Origin of the sequence: Novipirellula sp., assembly GCF_041583735.1 — a bacterium.
Lineage (GTDB): Bacteria > Planctomycetota > Planctomycetia > Pirellulales > Pirellulaceae > Novipirellula.
This window is the reverse complement of the sequence record NZ_JBFHFD010000532.1, coordinates 1-6,061: the sequence shown is the minus strand read 5'-3', so window position 1 is coordinate 6,061 and position 6,061 is coordinate 1. Positions and strand designations below refer to the sequence as shown.

Here is a 6,061-nt window from a genome sequence, read left to right as displayed (position 1 = left end):
GATGAATTGAAAAGCGAAGCCCCCGAAGCGAATTGCCCGGGGGCTCCAGAAGTAACGTCTTTGACGCACCCTCGATCCGGTTATCCCTTGGACGGTTGCGTCCCCGCAGAGCCGACTTCCGTTTCACCGGACGTCGACACAGTACCAGCAACAAACTCTTAGAACACCCGAGTCATGCCTGAAAAAATCCCGGGGGTTCGGGGGCTGGCCCCTGAGCACGCGGGATGCAGCACCTAACAACTATCAAAAAGTTGTCTCACTGTCGTTGACACATTCCGAAGCGGAATTGATCGAAGCTAACGAATCCGAGGTGACATTAAAAAAAACGGATCGCAGCGTGGTCACACTGGCAATTAGCATGCTCAGTGTGGCGGACCGAGATTATGTCCAAGCCTGGCTACTTGAACATCAATCATCCGACACGATGAAACCGGGCAGTGTACCGGACGACTTGGCAGAATCCGTCGACTTCCTGTCGTTGATCGACCCTGTCACCGACACGCAAACCGGAAAATGGGAGCTTGACGCAAACGGACTTGCATCGTTGGGTTCCTCGCGAGCAAGAATTGTGATCCCCCATGCGGTTTCAGGTCCCTATCAACTCAGGCTCGTCACGCAACGACAGATAGAAACAGGATCGCTAAACGTGGGTCTGGTGATCGGTAATCAACATCAAGTGCTTGCGATCTTTGATTACGGTAAGCCAAAGAGATCGGGATTAGCCTGGATCGATGAAAAGAACGAACCGGCGAATTCGACGTTTTACCGCAAGCCTGTACTTACGACGGGGCGTGATTCCGAAATTGTTTTCACGGTTCACGACAGTCATCTACGTATCACGTGCGACGGTCGCACGATCGTGGAGTGGACTGGCGATCCATCTCGACTAACACTGCACCCCAATTTTAAAGTTCCCAGCGACCGACTTTTTATCGAGACCGTACACGGCAGCCACCGCATCTCTCAGTTGCAATACCGACCGATTAGCAAGTCCGAACTTCACCGCTACATGCCTCGCGGAAAAACATCACCGGCGGATTCAGTTGCTTTGATCGAACATCCACTTGGTCACGGAACTGGGTTCCTTGCAGCTCCTAATTTATTGGTGACGAATCATCATGTCATCGAAAATGCGCCGACTGGCGACCTAAAGGTATTCTTCCCCGGGGAACGGGATTTCGTGAATGTTCATGGCGTTCTGTTTGAGGATGTCGATCGTGATATCGCGATTCTATCACTTCAAACCAGGCGAGTTCCCTTGGCGGTTGCCTACGACGGATATGTACCACTGGGCGAGTCGGTTCAGTTGCGGGGTAACCCTACTTTGGGTGGAGGGGTGACGCTGAGAAACGCGGTGGTGAAGGGAACCATACGGTCAATGGTGCGTGTCGAGGGATTTGATTTTTTGCAGGTCGATGCCTCCATTGATTCCGGTTCCAGTGGTGGCCCCATTTTGAACGAGCTAGACCAAGTCGTTGGAGTGATCGCCATGAAAGCGACCGATGAAGGAGAAAAGTTGATTCACGAAGGCCTCACGCGACTGGATGCCTCGTTCAAAAAGAAATCACGACAACATGCTGAGGACGGGATCGCGTTTGGAATCCCTGCACAAGATTTGGCCAAGGCACTCGACAACGTGCGTGGGCTGTCCGCGAAAGAGGCGGGACGTAACGCTCAGTTGCATGAGAATCGTGTGGTATTCAAGCGTCTTGCCACACTTGCGGGAATACGACTTCTGGAGGCGAATGTGAACGTCCCGGGTGTCATTCGACAGCAGGCCACCCGCGTGACGGCCTCTCGTGCTTCCAGCGATTTAATCGAATTGATTCCGCCCGAACCTGCGAGTCTGCTTCGATCCGCACTGCAAAGTAAGAGCACCCAAAACACCATCGCTTTGCTCCAGCAGGACATGGATGAGCATTTGAATACGATCCGCAGCAGTCCCTACCTCTCTGAAACGAGCATTCGCGATTTCAATGCTCTGTCACAGCGAATCAAAGCAATCGAGAAATTTGCAGAGCGGCCCGGCGTTGATTACCTGCGATTTAGCAAGACCATGATCCGGTTTCAAAATGACGTGACTCGTCTAATGAACGAGATCAATGAAGAACTGTGATCGAGTCATCCGACGCATCCGATTGGGCTATCCAGCTTCCGCTGTTTAAGCGGAGGGCAAAAAGATAGAGTTGCAATCCCTCGGACAAGCTGTTTTCGAATGTCTCGGCGTCGGCGTCTTTGCGAAAGATACTCCGGCGTCCATCGCCCCGATTTAAAACGTAGTAAATCGCATTTTCCTCGCCCGCACGTTTAGGTCGAGGCAACCCACCAGCCTAACCGTCGCCTCAGAGCCGGAAAAGAGTCTTGACCCCGTTTCTTCTTCAAAAAACTGGCGACGAATGAAACCACAGATGGACGCCGATGAACACAGATGACCTCCGGCCGCATCTGCGTGAATCTGAGTTCATCTGTGGTTCCCGTTTCTCAAGTTCTCCGTTTTGTAATCCGACATTCGTTGCGTTTGCAGCACAAAAAACATCCTCGGCCATCATCTGCTAGATCACGTTGGACCGCTAAGTCCAGTTCATCGAATATTAAATTCCAATCGGGGAACGGCAGTGATCACCGAGCCGTCGGAGTGATCGTTGCATCAAAATACGCGCCGTCGGCGGCTTCGTGTGCAGTACGCCCAGCATGGGCGTGATCTTGTGGGGTGCAAGTCCGCCAGTCATGGGCTAACGCACTCGTGCTTGGGCCGCCGGATGCGGACCCGCATGTCCGGTGTTGTGGGAGGGGCTGCAGTAGTGCGGCCCCTATCCCGATCGCGTGGTTCATCCGCTATCTGGCACCCCGGGTGACAATTGCCGACTGCCGTGAATTACAGTGAGCACACGCACCTCGTCACCGTCAATGCGATAGACGAGACGAAAGGAATGAACGAATAGTTCACGAATGTCAGGGCGGTTGTATTCGGGAACTATCGAGCCAGAGTCCGGGAATTGCTGTAGTTGATCGGGACGCGCAAGAATCCTCGCGTAAACGGAATCGGCGTACGCTTCCGATTGGGCAGCGATATAATCGTAGATTCCGAGTGCATCCTTGGAAGCACGTTCCGTCCAGCGAACGTTCAACCAGCAACCTTTCCGCGTTGAGCTTTGTGTTCAACTAGGCGTCGTCGCATCTCGTCGGTGTCAATGAGCCGCCCAGTTGCATCGTCCTCTAAGCCCGCGTCAATTTGCTGCCGCACGTAGAGGTGGTACTGAACGTCGTCCCATGATGCATCGTCAGGGAGCGTATCAAGAATAGCTTTAGCTGCGGCTTTTGCGGGTTCAGCAGTGTGTGACATCGCGATTCTCCTTGCAGGTCATTCTACCTCGGAAAGTTCGACGTGTCGATTCCAATCGGAAGCCAAGCGTATCGCACGAATTGAAGCGGATAACTGAAGCGTTGACCGGGGCTGCGGGTTGGGCGGACCATTGCCCAAGATCCTTTCGCGGCCTCCTAGTTCATGTACGCCCAGCATGGGCGTGATCTTGTGGGGTGCAAGTCCGCCAGTCATGGGCTAGCGCAGACCACGCCGCTCGAATTGTCCTCGTCCCACCCCAGTCGTCGAAGCAAATCCCAAGCACCTAATCGAACCGTCATTCACTCGGCAATCGGCCTTCTTGAACAAATCCCTTGAACATCGGCTGGTACTTCGCGATGTCAAGGGCTTACTGGTTATGCGTTGCGATGTGCCGATGCGGAGTCGTTACGACCACCACCCATCAGCGCAACAATCAGGATATCGTCACCATCGACATCAAAATGTATGATGTACGAGAATCGCTTTAACCGACAAGGACGCAGCCCATTTGCAGCGATGGAAAAAAGAAGTGGATTGTCCCGAATCCGCCGGATACCAGCCAAGTATTCAAGAAGAAATTCGTCGCCCAGTCCAGGTCGCTTGTCGTCATACCATGCAACAGCGTCGACGACGTCGTCCTCAACCTCGGGCCGACGAAAGTTGCCACATCAGCGACGATTCTCAACGCGTCGCATTAGTTCGTCGTGCGAAATTGCGGTAGTCGGATCCCCTCTGTGGGCAGCCAGTCGACGGTCCAGTTCAGCTTGCTGCTCTGGCGTGGTGGATAAGTCAACATCATCCGGGAGCGTGTCCCATATAGCGTGAACCACCCGCAGTCGATCACCGATCGGAAGTGTGGATAGGTCGGAAATTGCTTGGTCAACGTTCATCTTTCGTCCTCCTCGCATATTTTACCCAGAGTGTCAGGTCCAGTCGAGAGTGTCACAAACCAAGCCCGATCGCATCACCGAGCGGCAACTCTGGCACTACTTTCTCTACCTCAAGAACGAAAAGATCTTCGCCTACGGTTCCATCCGCCTATCTCCGCTTGACCACGCCGCTCGATTCGCCCTCATCCCACCCCAGTCGTCAAAGCAAATCCCAAGCACCTAATCAAGCCTCCGCTCGCGTGCAATTCACTGGTTATCCGTCGCCTGTGTTAGCTGATGTTTACAGCGGAATTGGAAACATCTTGGCCGCGTCCAGAGGAGCATTGCGCACTCCAGGTCGCCATGCGGGACGAAACCGTTTCGGTCACAAACCCAATGAGCGTCACGAAGATCCAGAAAAGGATCGGAACGCCGCCGCCAGCGTTATCGGTCACGCTCGCGAAGATATTGCCATGGTCCATGAAGTGGTTGAGCAAACAGACAAAAGTTGGGAATCCACCACCAACGATGGCAAATCGGCCAATTCGCTGTGTTGTCGTTAGCAGCGCGAGAAAGCGTTCACTATTAAATAACATTTGGTCCTCGGGTAGCGAGACAGGCGATGTGCGAGATCGTGATTGTAGTGTCGATCAAGCTGACACTGCGAGAGCAATTTGATTGGAAGCAAAGCGACGTTATCGGAGCATCGGTAAGTCGGGTAACACCACGCGTCACCCGGTACGCGCGAAAGACTTTCAACTTCAAGACCGCCCCACACTCGCACTCGGGTGCACGCGACGGTGCTGGCGTGTTCCCAGCCCGCCAACCGGGTTGGCTATGGCTTCTGTGCCTTCGCGCCAAACTCGGACATCTTCTTTGGGTTCATTAGTTGTACCGTTAACATTTTCATGTCGATGTCGTCGTTGGACATGTCCATTCTCGCGATCATCAAAGTGTCCCCATTGGGATGAGTGTACATCTTCTGGTCAACTGAACTCATGTTGATGCCCATCTTCGCCTGCATCTCTTTTTCCGCATCGCCCATTTCAATTGCTGGATTGCCAATGTCGGAGGTAAATCCAGCTTTCTTCGCGATTGGATCGACGATGTCAACGACAGTCTTAATCGGTCCGTCATTGATGCGAAGCGGAGTTCATTGCGTCCATTTGGGCCCGTCGTGGAGCGACCAATGAGATGGCAGCAGGCTGCTGACTGCGAAACCGAACCGGAAGCCCGGCGGATGCCTTGGAGAAACATGCAGCGTAGGTAGATCGGGAGCTTGGGCGGGGACAGATCACGATTCCTTATCTGGGGAGAACTTCAGGCGTACCCGTGAGTAGGGCTAACGCAGACAGTGGAGGAAGTCGAAAACTCGGCTCCGCAACCTGATGCCGTCAGGCGTCGGTCAGCAGCGTGAACGTTTGAATTCACCGAGGACGCGCGGTGGACATTGATTTGGAGAACAACTGCGCCGCGTCCGTCGGTGCAATTCTTGGTTCTGGCTGTGCGTCGTGCTCGTACTCGTACTCGTACTCAGCATCGCGGTACTCGTACTCGTCAGCAGCATTGTACTCCGCGTTGGATTCGGAGACAGCGTCGGTGCGGGCGATCGGCAATGTTCAGCGGAATCGATTGGGCGGCGCGAAGCCATTGGTCGCGCGCACGACGATGAAGGCCGACAAGATCCCTCGCGACGGCGAACGATGAAGCGACGTAGTCAATCGACAGGCTGTAAACATCAAGTCGATCGTGGTCGAAGATTGGTTCGGTCATCGGTACCCCATTTCGAGTACGAGTACCGGCTGCGCCTGAGTACGAGCACGAGTACGATTTCTTCATTGCCAGAACG

The 6,061-nt window shown here is 53.9% G+C and carries 6 protein-coding genes; 1 reads left to right on the top strand and 5 read right to left on the bottom strand.

Features of this window, described 5'->3' with window-relative positions:
- Positions 1–265: 265 nt before the first annotated feature.
- Positions 266–2,116: a serine protease gene (locus ABX962_RS27560; protein ID WP_372724247.1), complete on the top strand. Its 1,851-nt coding sequence runs from the start codon at positions 266–268 to the stop codon at positions 2,114–2,116.
- Positions 2,117–2,828: 712 nt separating this feature from the next.
- On the opposite strand, the gene ABX962_RS27555 is transcribed toward ABX962_RS27560, so the two are convergent.
- The 5 genes from ABX962_RS27555 to ABX962_RS27535 form a co-directional block, all read right to left on the bottom strand.
- A complete protein-coding gene (locus tag ABX962_RS27555) occupies positions 2,829–3,128 on the bottom strand; it encodes a type II toxin-antitoxin system RelE/ParE family toxin (protein ID WP_372724245.1) in 300 nt (99 codons plus the stop codon).
- Positions 3,125–3,343, bottom strand: coding sequence for a hypothetical protein (locus tag ABX962_RS27550; protein WP_372724243.1), 219 nt, complete (start codon positions 3,341–3,343; stop codon positions 3,125–3,127). The genes ABX962_RS27555 and ABX962_RS27550 overlap by 4 nt, the downstream gene beginning before the upstream one ends.
- A gap of 668 nt (positions 3,344–4,011) precedes the next feature.
- The gene (locus ABX962_RS27545) at positions 4,012–4,233 is read right to left on the bottom strand and encodes an addiction module protein (protein ID WP_372724241.1); all 222 of its coding nucleotides are present in this window, start codon (positions 4,231–4,233) and stop codon (positions 4,012–4,014) included.
- 269 nt (positions 4,234–4,502) lie between these two features.
- Positions 4,503–4,808 (bottom strand): hypothetical protein, encoded by a 306-nt coding sequence (locus tag ABX962_RS27540; RefSeq protein WP_372724240.1) that lies wholly within the window; start codon positions 4,806–4,808, stop codon positions 4,503–4,505.
- A gap of 239 nt (positions 4,809–5,047) precedes the next feature.
- Positions 5,048–5,257, bottom strand: coding sequence for a hypothetical protein (locus tag ABX962_RS27535; RefSeq protein WP_372724238.1), 210 nt, complete (start codon positions 5,255–5,257; stop codon positions 5,048–5,050).
- Positions 5,258–6,061: the final 804 nt, after the last annotated feature.

Excerpts from the sequence above, each read along its gene's own strand:
- ABX962_RS27540 (WP_372724240.1), bottom strand. The coding sequence starts at position 4,808 with ATGTTATTTAATAGTGAACGCTTTCTCGCGCTGCTAACGACAACACAG.
- ABX962_RS27550 (WP_372724243.1), bottom strand. The coding sequence starts at position 3,343 with ATGTCACACACTGCTGAACCCGCAAAAGCCGCAGCTAAAGCTATTCTT.
- ABX962_RS27535 (WP_372724238.1), bottom strand. The coding sequence starts at position 5,257 with ATGGGCGATGCGGAAAAAGAGATGCAGGCGAAGATGGGCATCAACATG.
- ABX962_RS27545 (WP_372724241.1), bottom strand. The coding sequence starts at position 4,233 with ATGAACGTTGACCAAGCAATTTCCGACCTATCCACACTTCCGATCGGT.